This is a genomic window from Rugamonas apoptosis, assembly GCF_014042355.1.
GTDB lineage: Bacteria > Pseudomonadota > Gammaproteobacteria > Burkholderiales > Burkholderiaceae_D > Rugamonas > Rugamonas apoptosis.
Genome location: NZ_JACEZU010000023.1, coordinates 1 through 20593 on the forward strand (window position 1 = coordinate 1; position 20593 = coordinate 20593).

The following is a 20593-nucleotide window of genomic DNA, read 5'->3' on the forward strand; positions in this document are numbered from 1 at the left end:
CCAGATCGGGATTCTCCTCCGCCTGCTTGCCCACCATGAAGAAGGTGGCCGAGATATTGTATTTCTTGAGCAAGTCGAGGATGAACTCCGTCGCACCCGGCGCCGGACCATCGTCGAACGTGAGCGCCACCCGGTTGACCGGGGGGGGCGTCGCGATGTCCGATTCGTACTTGCAGTGTTGTTCCAGCTCGGCCGGTTCAGTGACCAGTTTGTCGAGCATGCGGTTCACGTGGTGTTTGTGGATTTGCCTGGAGTCCTCCTCGTGGTTGTGGGGCGCACTGCTGTCGCTTTGATGCAAAGGGGCATTGGCCTGCGCGGCGTAGCCTTGTGGCATGAAAGCCAGCAAGGCTAGCGGTAAGACGGTGGTGGCCACCATGCGTGGCAGTGTATTCTGTGTCATTGGAAAGTTGAAATACATACTGGCGCGATACTATACCGCACAGGTGGCGAGGCATTTGGAATTGCCGCCGAGCGACTGGCGCGGTGGTGGCCATCGGCCGCGTATTGCTGGGGTACGGGGCGGTAACAAAGTGGCCGCATGCGAGGACCGCGGCCGGGATATCGCGCTCAGACATGGTGGGTTGCTTACGTTCTAATGGATTGGTTGATTAGCGCACGCGACGTCATATTGCGAAACGCTCTTTGGATTCCTGGAATTTTGCGGCTGTTGTCCGGCATAGACCGATCCTGCTGTGCCGTCGGGATTAAACGCCGACCCTGGTGCGGCCATGGCATTGCCCGGGGTATTGGGCGCGGTAATACTGCCGCAACTCTGGTTGGGCTGGCCGGTATGGGATGGGGCGGTTTGTTGTGTTGGCGCAGTACGCAGGGTAGTGGCCGGCGGCGCTTGCGTGATCGTTGGTGTCATGCTGGTGTGTGGTTGACCAACGATGGGGGCGCCTGCCGGGCGGCCTGCCGCCGCTGTGGCGGCTGACGCTGCGAATGCCAGCAGGCTGCTGGCGAATAGCGCGGTGGCGGTTTTCATGACGATACTCCTTTACCGATAATGGCGCTGCATTTGGGATGCATGCAAGCCGCAAACTGCAGCGATGGTCCGGTGGCATCCAGTGAATGCCGTCAGGTCGTGAACTGGTTCAAATGCGCGATACAGATAAGGAAGGGCGAGAGGTATGGTATGCAGAACAACAGACACATGACGAGACAACGGATTGAATTGGGCGGCGTCGCGACGGCTTTCAAGATGGGTAAAATTGCTGGTCTTGGACTGTTGTGCGTGGTCTCCGCCTGTCTTTTGACCGGCTGGTATTTCACGCCAAGCAAGCGCCTCGAACGCCTTGCCGGCGACATGCATTATGCGGCGTTGCAGGCGGTTACGCACGACGAGAATGTGGCGCTGATGCAGGCCTTGCAGATTAGGAGGGGCGGTTCCACATCCATTTCCACCTCCTGTTCAGCCTCTCCATGTACCGTGACCATGACCCAGAAATTTGTGGCTTCGGGCTTGCCAGGAGGGAGTAAGCGTTGTTGGAACTTCGTCGTGGTCGCGGACGTCGAACCTTATGTTGTCAAAACGGACCGCACGATCCTGGTACCGCCCAAGATCAGGTGGCGCGACCTGGGTTGGCATTGGAAGGCGATCATCGATTCTGATGCAGAAAAGAGTTTGATGTATGTCGGCGACATGGGGCAGCTTGACCTGACTACCCATATTGAAGGAAGCGATGTCATTGCCGTTCACCTCAGAACCATGGCCACCGGCATGGGCAGGGGGCTACGCAGTTAGCATCGCGTTTTTTATGGGGGCTTGGATGCAACGACTGTTCGGCGTATTTGCCGGGCTGATTTTCTTGGTCGTGGTCGCGGCGGCCACCGAATACTTGTGCGCCGCGATCGGGCACTCGTGATGTGTGCCATTCGGCAGGCGCGCTACCATGCATTCGGACTCCTAAACGCCTATCCCGACAGCCGCGACCATCCATTAAGTCTGCTCGAGACGGAAGCGGTTGCTTTCCGCTTCGAGCACAGTGGGCCTACTGTCCAGAAACTGTTGAGTACACCTGCTTGCGCTTGGAGGCGATGGCCGGCCGCACCTTTTGCGGACTGATGGCGGCGCTGGTCGTGCCGTCGCGCTGCACGGCGCCGATCACGACCGACACCGGACGGCCGTTGACGGGCACGCCGGTGGCCATCACGGGCGACGGCGGCAATCCGCCGCCCACGAACTCGCTGGCGCGAATACCGTTGCAGGTACCGGCCGTATCGATGCCGCCGGAACCGTTGAACAGGTTGACCCAATAGCCCTCGGCCTTGCCTAGTGCGGTGGAGCAAGTACCCGAGGCCGGAGGCACGGGCCGATTGGTGCTGAAGGTGACCATACCGCTGGCGATCAGGGCGGACGTGACGACCTGTTCGCCCTGGCCAAACTGGTTCAGGTTCATGAACCAGCCATTAAGGCTGGAGTTGGGTAGCACCGATGCCGTGTCGCACGTGGTATTGGTCGTGTAGTCGACCAGGTCCGTATCGAGATTCTTGGCCGAATTAGACGAATTGGAATTCAAGTCATCCTTGTAGACATAGAAACGGTTGGTCACGGAGGTGTACGGGTAATTGGATTGCAAGGGATGTTCGCGGTCGCCGCTGCCGATGGCCACGTACACCTTGCCAGACACGGCCAGCAGGGCCGGCGCGAACAGGAATTTGCGCCCGGCGCCATTGGTGTAGGCGACCCGGTGCGACGTCCAGTTACCACTCTTGAGCGGCGTGGCCGAGACGGGATTGGCGACGAAATCGATACGGTAGATATTGCCTCCCGTATCGGCCGCATAGGCATAGTCCGGCATGCCGTCATTGTCAATGTCGACCATGGCGATATCGGAGGCCACCGCGCGGGTGGTGGCGAACGAGGCGAGCACGGCGCCGGAATTGCCGTCCAGAATATAGACCATGCCGCCCTTGGTCGAGCCACAGCTGGGCGCGGACGTATCGGCATCTTCGCAGCCATCGTAGCCGCCGCCTACCACGACTACGGGCTGAGTGGTGGAATAACCTCGGATGAATGCCACCGATGGTGTTGACCAGGTCTGGCCGATCTGGCTCATACCGGTGGTGCAGTTGCTGTCGTCGGCCAGGTCGGGGCAGCCGGCCTTCCATTTCAGTGTGGGAGAGGCCGCATTGCTGACGTCCAGCGCATAGATCATGCGTCCGCCGCGGCGCATGGTGGGCAGCACCCAGACGCTGGAACTGTCCTGATTCTGGAACACACCGGTGGAGCCGTCGAAGAAGTAGTCCTTCTTCTGCGGCGTGGGCAGGATGCCGCTGGCCAGGTTGGGATAGGCGACCAGGGGACTGTTCGTCATCAGTCGATTCAGGCGCGGGAAGAACTCCGGCGCCACGAACGACCACCGCTCCGCGCCCGTGTTGGCATCGACGGCGCGGAACGTGCCGTCATTGGCACCGTAATAGACGGTGACCCCGCCGCCGCCATAATTGACGGGCAAGGGGCGCGAGTGGATCACATCGCCGTGGATCGAGGGACGGGTCGTGGCGGTGGCGCCAGTACCTTTCTCATTGTTGACATCCTCACCCCGGATAAAACGCACCAGCTGGTCGGACAGTCCCGAACTGGCGATGGAAAAACTGGCCAGGCTGTTGCCGGAGGCCGTGTACATCGTGCGGTTGACGGCCCAGGTCGGGGTCGTGTTGGTGCCGGGTGGCTGGTTGCCTTTGCGTAGCACCTCAGCCACCGCGCCTTTTTCCACCTGCGGGCCGTCCGGCAGGTCTGAATACGGGTCCTGGCCGCCGGTGGTGCAGCCGCTGGCCGGGTCCGGATTCAGCCCCAGTCCGTTCCAGTAGCTGCCGCTGTCGCTGGTCCAGTAGCTGGCCCCACAGGGCGTGATGAAGCCGGTGAGTGGATTGACGGCCAGCGTTCCATTGGCGTCGCCCAGGTCGATGCCGGCGCCGTTGGGAATCAACTGATAGCGTTTGAGGTTGCCGAACCAGCGCGGCTTGGCGTCGGGGTCGGGCCGGAACATACCGATGAAGACCTGATTTTCATTTTGCGAGCGGTTGGTGGCGTTGACCGGCAAGCTGGTGGAGGCGAACGTGGAGTTGACCGCCAGGATTTCGACCAGGATCTGCTTGAGCGCCGATACGATGGCTTGCTCGTTGGTGGCGGAAAAGTACTTGCCGCCGCCAGCCTTGGCCATGCTCATCAACAAGGAGGTATGGAGCGCATTCGGTTGCTTGTTGTAGACGTCGATGGTGTAAGTGGTCACCGAGGGGCGGATGGAGGTGCCGCTCACGGGCACGCCCTTGTCATGCATGAAACGGGCCCATTCATCGGCATTGAACGGATTGTTATCAACCGTGCTGGTGCCGGTGGCCACGTTGGTGACGACGGTGGTGGTGCCGATCACGCTGTATTGGCTGGTGCCGGATGCGCAAGGCGTGGGGCCGGTATTGATGCTGGTGCCGCCGATGCTGCAACCCTGGGTAAAGGTGCCGCATTGGGAGGAATAGTCTGACAGTCCCGCCTGCGCAGCCGTTGCGCTGGGGTAGCACTGGAGTGTATTGCCCAGATTACTGGTCTGTGTCGTGCTGGTGGTGGTGAAGTTCGGCAGCCCTAGTTGTTTGGTCGAGCCGCCCAGCGCGGCCAGGGCCGCAGTGTTGGTGGTGTCGTCGGCCGTCGGACCACGCGCGTCGGGGTTGCCGATGAAGATGATGAAGCTGCGGCCGCACGTGTCGTCGGCGGTCAGTGGAGCGGCGAACTGGCTGTACGGTACTGTGTAGCCGCCGGCGTCGGCCAGGCTGGTGACGACGGCCGAAGGGGAAACGTCGTTGGCGCCGGCAAAGTAATTGTAGGAGTCGTACATCAGGTTGCCATACGGCGTATTGGCGTTGCGCTTCTCGTTCGGCGTCGTGACATTGTTGTAGATAGTGGTCAGGGAGCTGCTGAACGCCGTTTTGTTGGCCGTTGTCATCGGCTTGACGGCGTAGCGGATGTAGCCGCCGTTCTGGTTGGCATTGCCGCCGGTGACAAATTCCATTAAGCCCAGGTTGACGGTGCCGTTGAGGGTACTGACGACGGTTTTGATGGCATTCGCCTCGGACTGGCCCTGCTGGATACCGCCTGGCCACTGCTGGCTTTGGCGCGACCAGTTGGCCGTGTTGTCGAGCACGATCAGGATGCGCGGGTTGATGGACGAACCTGCCGATGCTCCTGTGAAGATGTCGATGTCTTCTGCCAGTGCGATGGACGATGGCGCGGCCAACGCCAGCGATAGGCCCAGCCTGGGTAGAAAATGGGGGGGGAGCGGTATCATGGTACGCCTCTTCATTCAGGGACAGCTGGTTGCCACATCGTCTTTCGCTACCCGCACGGCGATGCCGCGCGTGACCTCGACTTGTGATTCGGTCACCGCGTCCGAGGCCACGGCATGTACCTCCCACACGCTGTCCTCGCACAACGAGTCGCCGGTGACGCTGCCGGCCACGCCAAAGCTTTGCCCGCCGCCCAGCGCGCAGCCCACGTCCTCGGACTTGCTCATGTCGAGTGCGGTATTCTTGATGGCCTGGGCCTTGACGCATTTGGGGGCTGGCGTGATGGTGACGGTCACGTCGGGCTTGCCGTCGCCGTTACTGTCGATACAGCGGGAATTAGGCGTGCCGTTGCAGGGCGAGGGGAGCGCATCGGTCGGCGTGGTGAAAAATTGCGTGCTGCTTATTACTTCTTCGAGCGTCTGGTCGGCCGCCGCGATGGCTTCGTTGCGATGCTGCATATTGGAGACGACTTGCAGGTTGGTCTTGCCCAGGTTGAAGCTGGTCAGGGCCAGCATGGTTACCAACAGCAACATCACCAGCGCCACAATCAGGGTGAAGCCGCGCTGGCGCGTGTGCACGGGCCGCAATTGGGGATGGCGGGCGTTCATTGTGCCTTCCTTCCGGCTGGATTGGACAGTACCACGGTAGCGTCGAAGGCGTGTCGCTTGTAGTGGTCATTGGCTGCGGCGATCAAGTTGGGCGTACCATCGGCCATGGCGCCCAGCACATAGGATTTCGTATCCGTGTAACCGGCACTCTTATCGATATTGCGTGCCAGCACATGCACCTTGGCTGACACGATACTGGTCCAGTTCGTGACCGCGCAGCTTGCAGTGGCGCAGCCGCCAAAGGTGGCTGGATCAGGCGTGTAGGCGTCGGTGGCGCCGTCGCCGTTGGTGTCGATCCCATATTCGAGCTGCAGGTTTTCCACCCCTTCGGCGAGCGGCACGATGGCGACCGATAATGCTCCGCCATTGTTGGCGATTTCTGCGCGCTTGAGGGTGGGGATGCCGTCGCCGTCCTTGTCATTGTTGGCGATGAAATAGATATGGATTTCGAGGAAGCGTACCGTGGCCGCCGTGCCGCTGCCGGCGGTGGCTGTGCAGTCGCGCTGATGGCGCGTCATGGCCGCAGCGGTGGCGCCCAGCGCATAGAAATCAGCGCTGTTGCCTGATCCGAGCTCGCTCAGGTTGCCGCACAGAGACGCCTGGAAGAACGGGGCACCGGCGCTATTGACCTCGCAACTGGGATCGGTGATGAGGCAGGAACTGGCATGGCGTACCACCAGGATGTCAGTGCCGGTACGCACGTCCGGCACGCAGTTGATGGGCGCGCTGGCGACGTCGTTGTAGCCCTGCACGTACAAGGGCAGGGCGGCCTTCAGGTCGGCCAGTACCACCGAACAGGGGGCGGCCAGCGCCGCTGGTGGGGCCAGGACGGTGGGATCGAACTCGCCATAGTAGGATGCGTTGCGTAGCTCATCGCTCAGCAATTGCACGGCGTAGCGACCATTCTCGATCTGGCGGTTCGATTTCTCCACCTCGGCCTGGGACTGGCTATTGCTGACGAACATGGTCGTCATGGCGGCCAGCACCATCAGGCCGATCACGGCTGCCACCATGATCTCGACCAGGGTGAAGCCATGTTGCTTGCGGGAGGGTCTAAACATCGCGTCGTCCTCCTACGAGCAGGCCGGCAGGCCGATGGTGACGTGCACGGCGATAGCTCGTCGATAGCTATCGTCGCCATATAACCCGGTGGCGCAGGTGAGCGCCGAAGCCACAGTCTTGTGCACTCCTTGCCAGGTCACTGTCACTTGGTAGATGCCGGGCCGGCAGACACCCTTGGTCGCATCAGGTGCCTGGACCTGGTCGATGCACCCGCGGGCTCCCACCATGGCCCCGACTTTTGCGCCGGCCTTCAGTTCTGCCGCCCCTTTGAGCGCATTGCTCCATTCGCAGATGTCACGCGGTGTTCCGGCCGCCAGCGTGCTGCAATCGCCTGGCTGGCCATCGCCCGTGCCGGCTGGTGTGTTCAGCACGTAGGCGGCGGCGCTGGCGCGGTTGGACTGGATGCGCGCGCCCATGTCCTCCAGCAGTACCACGGCCTGGGCCCGCTGGTAAGACTCGATCGTGCCCAATTGCATCTTGCCCTGCAGGGCCGCCACACCAAGCAATCCAAAGGCAAGGATGACCAGCGTCACGAGCACCTCTATCATGGTGGTGCCGCGCATGCGGCCGATATGACGCAGTTGATTTCTCGTCATGATCAGCATGCTCCCGTTTGCTGGTAAGGGCGTCCGCTCAGGTCCACCAGGACACAACGGTGGTCGGTACTACCAAGGGCGGAGATATCGAAACTGGGAGCGGTGTTGCCGCGCAGCCTGCCGTTGGCATGGAACACAATGCTGGACGGTCCCAACACGGTGGCATTGACGATGGCATCATGGCTTTCCAGCTTCGCGCCGCCTGCCGCTGGATTGAGAACGGCCCAGCCAAATTGCCACTGTCCATCACTCACTGGTTGCAGGGTCACGTCCGTATTGCGCTTGATCGCTTCGCTCCGGGTGCGCGTCAAGACGGTGATCAGGTCAGCGGCAATGCTCTTGCTGCGTTGTGTTGCGATGATACGATTGAATGAGGGGGCGGCGATGGCAGCCAGAATGGCGATGATGGTTAAACTGACCAGTACTTCGGGCAGGGTAAAACCCCTGCCGCTGACAGGTACGGGGGCACGCCGGTGCGCAGTGCGATACATGGCGGGCTACCACTTGCCACTGGGCGACTTCGCGCCCGTATTGTCGATCGTCAGCTGGCCGTCCGCTGCCTGGTTCGTCCCCGTCACAGGTGTGGCGGTAATCGTGAAGGTGGGAGGCGGACCATCCTGCGTACTGATGGTAATGGTGTACTTGGCGGCAATGGCGTCCGGCGTCGGCAAATTCAGTTGCGCCACGGTGCCTGCATAGCTGCGACTATCGGCCAGGTACTGTTGTTCGCGCTGCGCCAGGTCGAGCATATACGTCTGGGTCGCGGCACGGTTCGACTTGACGATCTGGCTTGTATACGCTGGATAGGCGACCGCGGCCAGAATACCGATGATGATCATGGCGACGAGCAATTCAATCAGGGTGAATCCATCCAGGTGGTGCGGTTGCCGGGTGTTTTCATTTCGGCTTAATTGTGGCATCCGTATTCTCCGTGGCGGCGAATTGCCACAGGGGTGGCAAAGTAAAAGGGACTCGTCAGTTGCAGCGTAGGCCGCCTAGCTGACATTTCCCTGAGGAATTACTGACAAAATCCTGACAGGGGAAATTTATTTCAAAAATACATTGAAAATATTTACTAAGAATCAATAATGTTCATAGGAACTATCCTCCGCACCGCCCTGAAGGAGACGATTCCCACCGCCACCTGAGAACTATTCGGCTTCGTCATTGCCTGCGCAGCAAGGGTAATATCTGTCATCCGGTAGTTCGAGAATCTGCAACTAACCTCGCCATCTTGGAATGGCTGTTGAACTTATGTTTAAACGCTGGCTTTGCCAAATGCTTGCATTGTTGGTCGCCTGGGCGATTGTCATGGCGACGACTGGGCTGTTCGATGAGTTCTACGGCACGATCTGCCAGTATGTCGCGATGATATGGCTCTGCGTCGGCATTGGCGTCATGCTACTTAAGAAGATCGATTTCCCGCTCCCACGACCCGACCGTATCGACGTGCCGGGGGCGTTCAAGATGCTGTGGTGGGCCACATTCTGGCCACGCTATTTGAGTAATTAGTATGATCGGTTGCGTGGTCAACCTTGCCATTCTCGATCACGGGTGGGGCGAGTTCAAGCGACAGCCGGGCGACAAGGTCGCGTGGCAGGGCGGTATTTCGCAGGCCGCTCCACCGCGCCACAGCAGGCAAATCAGGCTAAGTTGCCGGAGACCACTTAGTGACGGAAGACCAGTGTAACGTTGGTGCCTCCGAAAGCGAAGGAGTTGCTGATCGCCGCCTTGAGGTCAGGGGATTGGTGTCCCGGCTCGCGCACCAGTTTCAAGGCACAGGCTGGATCGGGTGTTTCGCAATGCATATTTGGCGGAATGGCGCCACGATGCAATGACAACACTGTGATTGCCGCCTCCAGCGCGCCGGCCGCCCCCAGCAAATGACCATGCATCGATTTGGTGGAGCTGACCGCAAGCTGATCGAGCGCATCGCCCCATACGCGCGACAGCGCCTCAGACTCGACCAGGTCGCCGATACGGGTGGCCGTTCCGTGTGCATTGCAGTATCCGATGTCGCGTGGCAGCAGGCCGCTGTCGCGCAACGCGGCCGTTAGCGCACGTACCTGGCCGGCTGCGTCGGGCTTGGTGAGGTGAGTGGCATCGCAGGAAACCCCACCGCCGCTGAATTCAGCGTAGATGCGCGCATTGCGTGCCACCGCCGCGTCGTATGGCTCGAGGACGAGAAAAGCGGCACCTTCTCCCAACACCAGGCCGCTTCGTTCCGCGCTGAACGGCCGGCTGGCGCGGGCCGGGTCATCATCGAGACGGGCCAGGGTTTGCATCGCGTGCCATGCGCGGATTGCGCCGGGAACCAGCAGCGCTTCAGCGCCGCCGGCCAGCGCGCACGGCACGTCCCCACGCGCCACAGCGCGCCCCGCCTCCAGCAAGGCGACCGCTGATGAGGCGCACGCGATTGAATAGGTATATGCCTGCCCGAGCAGTTGCTGACGCATCGCGATATGGGCGGCGGGGGCGTTTGGCATGAAGGCGGGAACCGATAGCGGCGGAACGCGCCCTGATCCGTAATGTGCGCGGAACGAATCCTCGACGGCCGCCGCGCCGCCCATGCCGGTCCCGACATACAGGCCGGTGTCAGGGGCGAACTGATCGATGCCGGCGTCACGGCGGGCCAGGTCCGCCGCGGCGACGGCGATCTGGCTAACCCGGTCCACTCCTGACAATTGCAGGCGCGTAAACCATGACGTGACGTCAAACGGCGTTCGCGCAACGGGCGTGGGCGCTGCCCCTTCTTCCTCCCAGCGGGTAACTGCGGAGTGACCAGCCAGCAGAGCGTCGAATACCACGGTTGGGTCGTCGCCATGTGGCGACACCAGCCCAATGCCGGTAATTGCGACGCGCCGTCTCATGCCGCCTTTTTATTGGTGAGGGCTTCGTCAATGACCGCCGCGAGCTCGGTCAGCGTATTGATATCCTGACGTGAATCAGGGAAATCAATATCGAATTTTTCCTCCACCGTAAACAGCAGCTCGGCAAGCGACAGCGAATCGAGGCCATATTCGGCCAAAGGCTGATCTGCTTGCAGGGTCGTTATATCGATATCGAATTTCTCATGTATCAGTTGCTTCAATTGTTGCAATGTATTCATGGCCGATTTCGCATCCAGTGGTGCTCGCCTTGGGCATCAAGGCGAATCTGGGTCCATCATAGCAAACTTGGGACCCTGTTGAATTACTCGCTGAGCCTCACGCGCCGGGCAAAATGCTCCAGCGCGCGGGAAACCTGCTCGCGGTCGTTATCTATCGTAATCATGTGGTAACTGTTGTCAAGCACCAGCAATTCCTTGTTCGTCTGCGGCAAGGTCGAGAATACCTGCTCGACACTGGATAGCCGCGTAATCTCATCGTCGCGCGCGTGTATGAATAAAAGAGGGCAATCCAATTCATGCAGGCGTGCCGTCACATCCGAGAGCATGCGTTCTGCTTCGCGCAAGGCACGCAACGGGACGCGCGCCGGCCCGGCGGCCGACTGAGCCCGATCCCGCAATTCGCGCATGATCCATTTACGAATCTTGGGATTTTTCACGCCATACGGTTCGCGCTCGTACATTGAAAAAAAGCGATCCAGTCCAGTCATGTATCCCAGGCGACGCAGATGACGGATTGGATGCATGCCCCAGCCATCAAACGTGAACGTGGGTGACATCAGTATCAGGCCAGCAATGCGTTGCCGGGCGCGCAGGGCCGCTGCAGCGGCCAAGATGCCGCCCATGCACAGGCCGCCAAGTATGACTGGCTCGCCAGCGTCGACACGGGCGTCAATGGCTGCGCTGGCTCCTTCCAGCCATCGTTTCCAGTTCGGGGTGATCGGATCATAGGCGAGGGTATAGTCAGGCACGCTGATGGCATCAAAACCTGTGCCCCGGTTGCGCAGTCCGTGGGCGATCAAGCCGAATTCTTGTGGCGAGGACAGTAGCCCATGAATCAGCAGCATTGGGACGGCCGCCGGACTTGCATTGGATTGCATTGAATTAGCGATGATATCGGTTAACAAAAAGGAGATGATACCGTAATTGGATGCTTACTATTTGCGGCAATTTCTTTGTTTCTGCCGGCATCTCAGGCGGTGGTGTTTGGCCCTGAAAGCGGCAGGTTTCGTCGTTCAGGGCGGGTAGTTGACGGCAGGTTCGATGCGACTTTCCCTGCGGCCGTTTTGGCCGGGGTAGTCGCCCATTGATAGGCTGATTGGAGAGGTCCCGCAACCGCGACAGTGTGCCGGAGCAAGAGTTAAGGTGGAATTAAGAAGTCACGATATTTGTATTAGTCAACCTTAATACAACAGCTGACTTGCATTTGCAATTCTTGTCATGGAGACGACATAAAGCATTTCTAGACTGGCGGCTTTTCTTCTTCCGCAAAGGGATGCTTCATGTACAGGTCGCACAAATCGAACGGTCTCTCGACTCCGCCACGGGTTGCCTTGGCGCTGCTCACCGCATTGCTGCAAACGGCGTTTGCGCATGCTGCGGAAGAGGCGGGTGCCAATATGGCGGGCGCCACCGCGGTGGTGGAAATCCGCTCGGCGTTGAATACCGCGTCGTCGAGCGCGCCATCCAAAAGCAATCTGGACGCCCGTTCGGCGCTCTCCGAAGTCAGCGACCAGTTCGTGCGCGACTTTACATCGCCTATCGCCGACTACAGCCAGCTACTGCAGATGGCGCCGGGCATGTTCAGCTACAGCCCCAACGGCGTTGGTCTGGGCGACAACAAGACCACCATGCGCGGGCTGAGCGACAGCAATAGCGTGATCTCGTTCGACGGCATTCCCTTCAACGACACCAACGGCGTGAGCCACCATGCATGGGTATTCTTCCCCAGCCAGTTCACCAGTGGCGCCGTGATCGACCGCAGCCCCGGTTCGGCCGCCACCATTGGCCAGGCCACCTACGGCGGTTCGATCAACCTGCTGTCGCGCGACCTGGAAAGCCAGCAGCGCACCAGTGCCACCGGCTCTTACGGCGCCTGGAATACCTCGTTGGCCGGTCTGGAACATGAGACCGGCCAGTTCGGTCCCAACGGCAGCTCCAATCTGCTGTTCAATCTGCAGGAAATGAAGTCGGATGGCTACCAGACCTACAACAAGCAAAAGCGCGATGCCGCGTCGCTCAAGTACCGCTACCAGGTCAGTGACGATACCGCCGTGACGCTGTTCTCTTCCTGGTTGAATCTGACCAACAATACGCCGAACATCAAGGGCGTCTCCCGTGCCAACTACGACATGGGCGATTACCGTGACCTCTTGAGCGGCGACCCGGCCAGCCCGAAATACTGGGGCTTTAACTTCTACGACATCACCACCGCCTTCAACTACGTCGGCGTGACCACCAATCTGGGCGGTGGCTGGAAGCTGGAAGACAAGGCCTACGTCTATCGCTACTGGAACCAGCAGAAGTACAACAGCGCCACCGCCATCAACGCCACCAGCGCCGTCGACAAGCTCAATTCCTATCTGACCAAAGGCAATCTGCTGCGCGTCAGCCAGGAATCCCCGTTTGGCGTGCTGCGCACCGGCGTTTGGTACGACTACGCCAACAGTTTCCGCTACCAGATCCCGAGCGATCCCCGTAGCTGGGTTGATGTGTCCACGCCCAACTTCACGGAGCGCTACAAGACCACGACGGTCCAGCCTTACTTTGAATACGAATTCCACCTGACGCCAACCCTGCGCATTACGCCGGGCGTGAAGTACGCTTCGTACAAGCAGGACTTCCACCATCTGCAGGATAATGGTGGCGCGGTCGGGCCATTGGGCGGTGTGTACAACAAGAACACCGGCAAGATTACCGGTGGTGCGCCTTACGTCGACAACTCGGTCACATACACCGACACCATGCCTTCGCTGGACGTGCACTACCAGCTGGCTTCAAACTGGTCCATTTACGCGCAAGTCGCCCGCGGCGACCAGATTCCATCGACCGGCGTGTTCGACACGCCGAACGCCAAGGTCACCACCACGCCGAACGCCACTAAGTCCACCACCAGCCAGGTGGGTTCGGTATATCAGACCGAGCAATGGAACCTGTCGGCCGACGTCTACCACATCCGTCTCGACAGCCCGTACTCCTCCTCGATAGACCCGGTCACCGGCAATCCCGTGTACTTCCTGAACGGTAGCGAGATCAGCCAGGGCGTGGAGGCCGAAGGCACCGTCCTGCTGGGCGGCGGCTTCAGCGTGTACGCCAACGCCACTGTTGGCAGCACCAAGTACGACACCGGAAAATGGGTGGCTGGCGCGCCTGGCGATACCGAAACGCTGGGCCTGAACTACCAGAAGAACGGCTGGAATACCGGCCTGTTCGTCAAGCGCGTCGGCAAGGTCTATGCCGACAACGGCGCGACGCACGAAGCCTACAACATCGATCCGGTGACGCTGGCCAACCTGTTCGTGAACTACCGCGTCAAGAGCCCGATGGCGATGGTCAAGCAGGCCAAGTTGCAGTTTGGCGTCAACAACTTGTTTAACAATCATAGCATCGTCGATATCGCTGCGGCCGGCACCAAGACCAGCTCCAGCGCGGCGCCGTCGCAAGCGGACCTGCTGACCGTGCTGCCTGCGCGTAGCGTTTCGATGACACTTATTGTGGATTTCTGATCGCCATGAAAAAACTTGCTATCGTATTGCTGGCAATGCTGGTGGTTCCCGTCTACGCGGAGGAGTCCAACTTTGCCGGTCCGTCCCAGATCCACGGGTATTGGATATTGCCCACGCCGCCGGCATCCGACTCGGCCATCGCCAAGGCGGAACTTGCTGAACTCCACCGCATCCAGTCCAGCCGCACCAGCGAAGAGGAGGCGCAGGCCAAGGCGGATGCCGCGGATGAATCGCTGTCCATCTACAAGACAGTGCTGGGCGAGCGGTTCAATCCGGCGGCGCTGCCGTTGACGGCCGCTTTAGGCAATCGCGTCAAGCATGACGAAGGTGTCAATGCGGATCCGCTCAAGCAAGCCTTCAAGCGTATGCGGCCATACAATCTGGATAAGAGTCTGAAGCCGGTCTGCAAGGCCACGGCCAAGGACAACTCTTACCCCAGCGGTCACGCCACCGCAGGTTATCTGGCGGCCCTGACCTTGATCGATATGGTGCCGGAGCAGCGCGACGCAATCCTGGTGCGCGCTGATGCCTACGCCCATAACCGCTTGATATGCGGGGTGCATTATCCAAGCGATATCGCGGCCGGCAAGCTGCTGGCCTACAGTGCCCACGCGGTGATGGAGACCAATCCGCGGTATCAGGCGGAACTGGCGGCCGCCAAGGCTGAACTGCGCAGGCAGCTCGGTCTTCCTGTGGCGGAGTAAGATGGCCGATTGATGAAGTGAAGGATGATATGCGTTTGCTGTTAATCGAAGACGATCCCATGATCGGCGAAAGCCTGGAGGAGGTGCTGCGCCGCGAGAACTACGCCGTCGACTGGGTGCGTGACGGCGACGGTGCCATGCTGGCGCTGCACCAGGACGTGTACAACCTGCTGCTGCTGGATCTCGGTCTGCCGAAGCAGCAGGGCATGGACGTTCTGCGCCAGTATCGCGCGCAAGGCGGCGCGGCGCCGGTACTCATCGTGACGGCGCGCGATGCGATGGCCTCGCGCGTGGAGGGACTAGACGCGGGCGCCGACGATTACCTTATCAAGCCATTCGACATCGATGAACTGCTGGCCCGTATCCGCGCGCTGCTGCGGCGCGGGAAGGCGCCCAACCAGGCACTGGTGTCCTATGGCGGGCTGCAGGTGGATATGGCAGCCCATATCGCCAGCTTTAACGGCACGCCGCTGCATCTGCCGGCGCGCGAATTCGCCGTGCTGCGCGCCTTGCTCGATACGCCGGGCAGCGTCGTGTCCAAGAATAAGCTGGAAGACAGCATTTACGGCTGGGGCGAGGAAATCGAAAGCAACGCCATCGACGTTTACATTCACCATTTGCGTAAAAAGCTGGGTAGTGGTTTCATCAAGAATGTCCGCGGCGTGGGTTACAAGCTGGCTACCGCATGAAGACCATTCGTACCCGCCTGCTGGCCGGTTTGATTGGCGGCATGGCCGTCTGCGTGCTGGCCGCCATCGCGCTGCTATATTCACGGGCCGTTCACGAAGTCGATGAGGACTCGGACCAGCGTCTGCGCCAGCTGGCCTGGTGGCTCCCGGTTCAGGCGCCGGGTAAATGGCGCATGCCGCTGGAAGACAAGGAGGATGACCGTCTCGAAGTCCACGTCTGGAATGCGGCGCATGAGCTGGTGTTTCGCACCGAGGCGGGGCCGATGCTGCCACTGCCGCGGGCGACTGGCTATGCCACGATTGAACACCGTGGCGGACGCTGGCGCGTGTATGCGGACCTGATCGCTGGATATTCCGTACAGGTGGCGCAGCCGGCTGCCATGCGCCAGCGCGCCGCGTTCTACATGGCGCTGCGCACGGCGCCGCCCTTGTTGCTGTTGTTTCCCGCCATGGCTCTGCTGATCTGGATCGTGGTCGGCCGCGCCATGCGGCCTTTGGAAAACCTGACCATGGCAGTGAGGGGACGCACGCCGCTGGATCTGCAGCCACTGAATGCGGACGATTTGTCGCCGGAGCTGCTGCCCATCGTCAGCGCGCTCAACGGCCTGCTTGACAAGATAGACGGCGCCATCGCCGCGCAGCGGAATTTTGTCTCGGATGCCGCGCACGAACTGCGCTCGCCGCTGACGGCGTTGAAGCTGCAACTTCGGCTGGCGGAAGTGGCGGACGGCGAGCAGGAGCGGCGGCAGGCTTTCCGCAAGCTGCACGAACGGCTGGACCGTGCGACCCACCTGGTGCAGCAGCTGATGACGCTGGCCCGGCAGGAACAGGGCACGCGGCCGCCTCACGGTCGCTGTGACCTGTTGCGGATCGCACAGCAGACGGTGGCCGACCATGCGATTTATGCGGACAGCAAGCGGATCGACCTGGGTATCAGCGCGGACGCCGCTGAGGTGTACGTGCACGCGCATGGGGAGGGATTGGCCGTCATGCTGAGTAACCTGGTCGATAACGCCTTGCGTTATACACACTCGGGTGGCCAGGTGGACGTCATGGTCGGTATGGCGGGCGACGTGCCATTCCTGCAGGTGGCCGATAACGGTCCTGGCGTGCCGGAACAGAACCGCGAGCGCCTGTTCGACCGCTTTTATCGCCCGGACGGCAACGAGGTCTGGGGCTGCGGACTGGGGCTCTCCATCGTCAAAAGCGTGGCGGATGCGCACCAGGTCAAGCTGATGTTGGGCACGAACGGCATCCGGGGTTTGGCGGTGACGGCGATTTTCCCAGCTGAGCTACTGAGGCCTGTCGGTTAATTTTAATCATGGCTTAATGATGTTTTCGGTCTAATGGAAGCGTCCGCTCAACTCGTAAAAGCATCGGTCCAATGTCCGTTTATCGTTTATGTTTGCCTGCCGTCCTGGCTCTATCCACTACGATTGTCCATGCAGACAGTGACACGCCGACGACCGTTGTCGTTGCCGGCAAGCTCGCCGATGTGATCAACAAGGTTGACCGCAAGGTGTACCGCGCAACTACGGATATCCAGGCCAGCACGGGCAGCGCAGCTGATCTGCTGAACAATATCCCGGCGGTCGACGTCGATATTGACGGCATGGTCAGCCTGCGCGGCGATACCAGCGTCACTATACTGATCGACGGCAACCCTTCCAGCCAGATGCAGGGCGCGGCGCGCGGCGCGACGCTCATGGGGATGGCTGCGGCAGATATCGAGGCGATTGAAATCATCACCTCGCCATCGGCCGAATTCAAGCCGGACGGCACCGGTGGCATCATCAACATCATCACCAGGAAGAATCGCAAGCGGGGCGGCGCCGGCCAGATGGTGGCCAACCTTGGTAACGATGGACGGCATAACGGCAGTGTCTCGGGCGGCTATAACACGGGGACGGTGGACCTCAGCGGAACGCTGGGTAATCGTCAGGACTGGCGCCGGCGCGTCAATGATGACCAGACCGGGGCGCCCGGCGCGGCAGCCAGCAGCTCGCACCAGGTGCAGGATGAGAGCAGCGAACGCTGGTACGGCAAGGGTGCGCTGAAATATGCTCCCAATGACAAGCGGACCCTGGGGGTGACGCTGGACTACGCGAGGCGCACGGAACACCGCATCTCTGCGCAGGAAGCGACGCCGGGAGACGCGCCACCCTACCATCGTGACGGTAACGGCGGCGGACCGCGCGCAGATACCGCACTGGCATTCAAATTGGACCAGAAGCTGGCAACGCCGGGTGAGGCGCTGTCGTTCGCTCTCCAGCGCAGCCATTCCATTGAATCGAACCTGGTCGGTTATCAAACGGTGCTTGCCGATCCGTCGCTCGAGCGCGACTTCGACCAGCAGGTCTATGACATTTCGAGGTTTGCCGGTTCCTATAGCCGGCCGGAAGGCGAGAACGCCAAGCTAAAGATGGGCTATGACGTTGAATACGATCATAATTCTTTCAATAACTGGCGCTCCGTTGGGACGAGTGAAAGCCATTTCCGCTATCGCCTGGCGGTCAACGCGGCCTATGCCATATATGCGTACAAGCGCGGGGCGCTGGAAACCTTGCTCGGCCTGCGCTTCGAACAGGCCGACATCCAGACCCTGCGGCGCGACTCCGGCGACGCCAGCAATCAGCGCTACCGCATGCTGTATCCGACCCTGAATCTGCTGTACACATTGAGCGACAGCGACAGCGTATCGCTGGGCTACAGCAAGCGCGTCAAGAAGCCGGACCCGGAAGACGTCAATCCCTATATCAATGCCACCGACCCGAAGACTCTGCGGCAGGGTAATCCGAATCTGGCGCCGCAGATGACTGATGCGCTGGAACTGGCGTATCGCCATGATGTCGGTGCAATTTCCTACGGCCTGATCGCCTACTATCGTCGCAGCCGCAATGGCGATACCGATATATTGGTCCCGCAGGCTAATGACGTGGTGCTAATTACCAAGGTGAATTTGCCGACGATCCAGTCCGGCGGTCTGGAATTCAGTGCCGTCGGAAAGTTGCTGGAGAGACTGGGTTATAACGTCAGTGGCAATGCCTTTTACAATCAGATCAATGGCCAGCAGGTGCAGGGTGGGCGCAACCATTCCGATGTCGGATTCAATGGAAAAGGGACGCTGGATTACCAGCTCGGTGTGCGGGACCGGTTGCAAGTTGGCGTAAACTACCGGGGCAAGCGCCTGACACCTCAGGGCTACCTGATGCCGTTCAGCGTCGTCAACCTGGGCTATCGCCATCTGGTGGACCAACAATGGACGCTGGTGGCAACATTGTCGGATGCTTTCAATACCCAACGACTGCGCCGCATCTATGAAACGCCGACCTTCAGCGGCGACTATCGCCGTCACCAGTCGGGGCAGGTTGGTTATGTCGGCTTGGCCTTTTCCTTTGGCGGAGCGCGCAAAGTCAAGGATGTGGAATTTAATTACGAATAAGGGAAGGTCTGATGAAGAACGTGATATTGAAGGTGCTGGCCATGATTATGCTGGCCTTGCCCGCCGCCCACGCGGCGGACTATTCCATCCAGCAGAGATGGACGCTGGATGGCGCTGGCCGCTGGGATTACCTGGAGGTGGAACCGGCGCACCAGCGCCTGTTTGTGACGCGCGGCGAGCGGGTCCAAGTGCTCGATCTCGCGACCGGCAAGGTGGCCGGCGAGATTCCCGGCCTGAAGCGCGCCCATGGCGTGGCCTTCGCCCCCAAGCTGGGACTGGGTTTTGCCAGCAGCGGCGAGGGCGACAGCGTTGTCGTCTTTGACCTGGAAAGCTTGAAGGTGAAGCAGGAGGTGAAAGTCTCAGGCAGGAATCCGGACGCCATCCTGTACCATGAGGCAAGCGGAAAGTTGTACACCTTCAACGGCAAGAGCACCAACGTCACGGTATTCGATGCGGCAACGATGAAGCAAGTGGCCAGCATCGCTGTCGGCGGAAAGCCGGAATTCGCGGTCAGCGACAGGAGCCGGATTTACGTCAATATCGAAGACAAGAATGCCATCGCCGTCATCGATGTCGGGGCCAACAGTGTGGTGGCGGAATGGGCGTTGCCTGGCTGCGAAGAGCCCACCGGACTGGCGTTTGACGTGGCCGGCAAGCGGCTCTTTTCCGTGTGCGGGAATGGCGTTTTGGCGGTCACCGATGCAAGCAGCGGCAAGGCGGTCGCGCGCAGCAGCATCGGCAAAGGCGCGGACGCCACCGTGTACGACCCATCAAGGAATCAAGTATTTTCCTCCAATGGCGAGGGCAGCCTGACGGTGATTCGCCAGTTCGACGCTGATCATTACGCACTGCCGATAAGTATTCCGACCATGAAAGGCGCCCGGACGATGGCGGTGGACCATGCCAGCGGCCGCATATACCTGCCGGCGCTGGTGGACCAGCACTTCACCATCACTGTCGTTGCGCCGTCGACTTAGCACACTTTGCTCAGTCTTGCGTCATCGAGTATCGCGAGCAGCTAATTGAATCGAATTTCGATGACGCGATTGTGGGACCATGGCTGGTCTTGGCAGATGGCGCGGTGGTCGGCGATGTTCTGACTGGTCGGCTGAGGTCTGTCCGGCGCAGCCGGCAGGTCATAGAATGCCACGTAGCCACCATTGAATCATGATGACGGGTGAGGCCAGCGAGGCCGCCGCCAATGTTGAATCAGGAGCATCCTAGCGCGGCGCGTGGGTGGCGCGCTGTCGTTCCGCGGCATGGAACGCGGCCGCATAGGCTTTCCAGTCCGCCAGTACCTGCCGATGACAGGCTTGCGCATGGTCGAGGAGGCCCGCCTGCCAGCGCCGCGCATCGGCGCCGAAGGCTATCCATTCATCCGCGCAGGCCGAGCCCTGGCGGCCGCTGGAGCGCAAGTGGGCCCAGGCGACCAGCGACCCCATGGCGCACATGACGGTTTCCAGTCGACTGAGTCTGCCATTCCATAAATCCAGCGAAAGCCGGTCCTGATCGGGAAGCAGTTCCTTGAGGACATAGGACTGGCCGTCAAACGGCATCGCCGCCAGGAACGCCGGGGTGATGGCCTGGACCCGCCGTTGGA

At 60.5% G+C, this 20593-nt stretch carries 20 protein-coding genes; 8 read left to right on the plus strand and 12 right to left on the minus strand.

Translation table 11 applies throughout. The features are described from left to right. Both H3H39_RS27690 and H3H39_RS27005 read right to left on the minus strand, forming a co-directional pair. On the minus strand, positions 1-400 hold a 400-nt coding region (locus H3H39_RS27690; protein ID WP_220461692.1), incomplete at its 3' end, for a polysaccharide deacetylase family protein. A gap of 192 nt (positions 401-592) precedes the next feature. Next, positions 593-985, minus strand: a complete 393-nt coding sequence (locus tag H3H39_RS27005; protein WP_182157639.1) for a hypothetical protein — start codon at positions 983-985, stop codon at positions 593-595. A 168-nt stretch (positions 986-1153) separates the two neighbouring features. Here H3H39_RS27005 and H3H39_RS27010 point away from each other — a divergent pair, with 168 nt between their 5' ends. After that, positions 1154-1744, plus strand: a complete 591-nt coding sequence (locus tag H3H39_RS27010) for a hypothetical protein (RefSeq protein ID WP_182157640.1) — start codon at positions 1154-1156, stop codon at positions 1742-1744. Positions 1745-1991: 247 nt separating this feature from the next. Here the strand turns inward: H3H39_RS27010 and H3H39_RS27015 are convergent, their stop codons facing one another. From H3H39_RS27015 to H3H39_RS27040, 6 genes are read right to left on the minus strand one after another with little or no spacing between them, the layout of a single operon-like run. Beyond that, positions 1992-5282: a pilus assembly protein gene (locus H3H39_RS27015; RefSeq protein ID WP_182157641.1), complete on the minus strand. Its 3291-nt coding sequence runs from the start codon at positions 5280-5282 to the stop codon at positions 1992-1994. Between the two features lie 15 nt (positions 5283-5297). After that, the gene (locus H3H39_RS27020; RefSeq protein ID WP_182157642.1) at positions 5298-5888 is read right to left on the minus strand and encodes a PilX N-terminal domain-containing pilus assembly protein; all 591 of its coding nucleotides are present in this window, start codon (positions 5886-5888) and stop codon (positions 5298-5300) included. Continuing rightward, a complete protein-coding gene (locus tag H3H39_RS27025; RefSeq protein WP_182157657.1) occupies positions 5885-6949 on the minus strand; it encodes a PilW family protein in 1065 nt (354 codons plus the stop codon). The genes H3H39_RS27020 and H3H39_RS27025 overlap by 4 nt, the downstream gene beginning before the upstream one ends. Positions 6950-6961: 12 nt before the next feature. Beyond that, a complete protein-coding gene (gene pilV / locus H3H39_RS27030; protein ID WP_229218344.1) occupies positions 6962-7546 on the minus strand; it encodes a type IV pilus modification protein PilV in 585 nt (194 codons plus the stop codon). A gap of 2 nt (positions 7547-7548) precedes the next feature. After that, positions 7549-8037: a GspH/FimT family pseudopilin gene (locus H3H39_RS27035; protein ID WP_182157643.1), complete on the minus strand. Its 489-nt coding sequence runs from the start codon at positions 8035-8037 to the stop codon at positions 7549-7551. Between the two features lie 6 nt (positions 8038-8043). Beyond that, on the minus strand, positions 8044-8466 hold the full coding sequence (locus H3H39_RS27040; protein ID WP_182157644.1) for a type IV pilin protein: 423 nt from the start codon (positions 8464-8466) through the stop codon (positions 8044-8046). 358 nt (positions 8467-8824) lie between these two features. Here H3H39_RS27040 and H3H39_RS27045 point away from each other — a divergent pair, with 358 nt between their 5' ends. Next, positions 8825-9058 carry a hypothetical protein gene (locus H3H39_RS27045; RefSeq protein ID WP_182157645.1) on the plus strand — a complete coding sequence of 78 codons (234 nt, stop codon included), beginning with the start codon at positions 8825-8827 and terminating at the stop codon, positions 9056-9058. A gap of 155 nt (positions 9059-9213) precedes the next feature. Here H3H39_RS27045 and H3H39_RS27050 read toward each other — a convergent pair whose 3' ends face one another. The 3 genes from H3H39_RS27050 to H3H39_RS27060 all read right to left on the minus strand — a co-directional run bounded on the left by H3H39_RS27050 (position 9214) and on the right by H3H39_RS27060 (position 11500). Then, positions 9214-10416, minus strand: a complete 1203-nt coding sequence (locus H3H39_RS27050) for a beta-ketoacyl-[acyl-carrier-protein] synthase family protein (protein WP_182157646.1) — start codon at positions 10414-10416, stop codon at positions 9214-9216. Beyond that, complete coding sequence (locus tag H3H39_RS27055; RefSeq protein ID WP_182157647.1) at positions 10413-10655, minus strand: acyl carrier protein; 243 nt, start codon at positions 10653-10655, stop codon at positions 10413-10415. Before H3H39_RS27055 ends, H3H39_RS27050 begins: the two co-directional genes overlap by 4 nt. 83 nt (positions 10656-10738) lie before the next feature. Then, on the minus strand, positions 10739-11500 hold the full coding sequence (locus H3H39_RS27060; RefSeq protein ID WP_182157648.1) for an alpha/beta hydrolase: 762 nt from the start codon (positions 11498-11500) through the stop codon (positions 10739-10741). A 486-nt stretch (positions 11501-11986) separates the two neighbouring features. Here H3H39_RS27060 and H3H39_RS27065 point away from each other — a divergent pair, with 486 nt between their 5' ends. The 6 genes from H3H39_RS27065 to H3H39_RS27090 all read left to right on the plus strand — a co-directional run bounded on the left by H3H39_RS27065 (position 11987) and on the right by H3H39_RS27090 (position 19970). After that, positions 11987-14158 carry a TonB-dependent receptor gene (locus H3H39_RS27065; RefSeq protein WP_182157649.1) on the plus strand — a complete coding sequence of 724 codons (2172 nt, stop codon included), beginning with the start codon at positions 11987-11989 and terminating at the stop codon, positions 14156-14158. Between the two features lie 5 nt (positions 14159-14163). Then, positions 14164-14862, plus strand: a complete 699-nt coding sequence (locus H3H39_RS27070) for an acid phosphatase (RefSeq protein ID WP_182157650.1) — start codon at positions 14164-14166, stop codon at positions 14860-14862. A gap of 29 nt (positions 14863-14891) precedes the next feature. Next, positions 14892-15551: a response regulator gene (locus H3H39_RS27075; RefSeq protein WP_182157651.1), complete on the plus strand. Its 660-nt coding sequence runs from the start codon at positions 14892-14894 to the stop codon at positions 15549-15551. After that, positions 15548-16864 (plus strand): ATP-binding protein, encoded by a 1317-nt coding sequence (locus tag H3H39_RS27080; protein WP_182157652.1) that lies wholly within the window; start codon positions 15548-15550, stop codon positions 16862-16864. The genes H3H39_RS27075 and H3H39_RS27080 overlap by 4 nt, the downstream gene beginning before the upstream one ends. Before the next feature lie 71 nt (positions 16865-16935). Beyond that, positions 16936-18993, plus strand: a complete 2058-nt coding sequence (locus H3H39_RS27085; RefSeq protein ID WP_182157653.1) for a TonB-dependent receptor domain-containing protein — start codon at positions 16936-16938, stop codon at positions 18991-18993. 11 nt (positions 18994-19004) lie between these two features. After that, on the plus strand, positions 19005-19970 hold the full coding sequence (locus tag H3H39_RS27090; RefSeq protein ID WP_182157654.1) for a beta-propeller fold lactonase family protein: 966 nt from the start codon (positions 19005-19007) through the stop codon (positions 19968-19970). A 243-nt stretch (positions 19971-20213) separates the two neighbouring features. On the opposite strand, the gene H3H39_RS27095 is transcribed toward H3H39_RS27090, so the two are convergent. Continuing rightward, positions 20214-20593 (minus strand): DUF2252 family protein (locus tag H3H39_RS27095; protein ID WP_182157655.1); only part of this gene is annotated, 380 nt, incomplete at its 5' end.